The sequence below is a fragment of the Vibrio sp. 10N.222.46.A1 genome, assembly GCF_041473595.1.
Lineage (GTDB): Bacteria > Pseudomonadota > Gammaproteobacteria > Enterobacterales > Vibrionaceae > Vibrio > Vibrio tasmaniensis_A.
Genome location: NZ_JBFRSN010000563.1, coordinates 1 through 648, shown reverse-complemented (window position 1 = coordinate 648; position 648 = coordinate 1). Strand labels below are relative to the sequence as shown.

Sequence of the window (648 nt, the reverse complement as noted above, 5' to 3'; positions counted from 1 at the left end):
GTCGTCTTTTGGCAACCTATCCCGTTTAGAAGACCCAGCTTTTACCATTAAAGATGCAATGATTATTTCAACTTACCCTGGCGCTACGTCTATGGAAGTTGAAGAAGAGTTAACGTATCCACTTGAAAAAGAGATACGACAACTGCCTTATATCGACAAGATCACTTCAACGTCGTCGAATGGTATGTCTCAAATTATGGTCAGCATGAAGATGGACTACGGTCCAGACGAGTTGCCCCAAATTTGGGATGAAATGCGTCGTAAAATCAACGATCTACAGCCAACACTACCCAGTGGTGTTAATTCAGTTCAGATTATTGATGATTTTGGTGACGTATTTGGTGTGATGATCATGCTGACCGGTGATGGTTACGATTATGTCGAGCTAAAACAGTACGCAGATTACCTAACGCGTGAAATCGAATTGGTTGACGGTGTTGGCAAAGTGAGTATTGCGGGTGACCAACAAGAGCAATTGTTTGTTGAGATGTCACTTGAGCGTTTAGCGGCGTTGAACCTAGATATGTCGATGGTAACGTCACTGTTAGCACAACAAAACAGTGTGGTTTCGGCTGGAGAGGTGATGCTGAATGGTCAAAGCCTAACGATCAAGCCTAACGGCACTTTGAGCACGGTTGAAGAGTTAGA

The 648-nt window shown here is 43.7% G+C and carries 1 protein-coding gene; it reads left to right on the top strand.

The window, feature by feature from the left end:
* The coding region (locus AB4496_RS16035; RefSeq protein ID WP_372131350.1) for an efflux RND transporter permease subunit at positions 1–648 on the top strand (648 nt) is incomplete at both ends.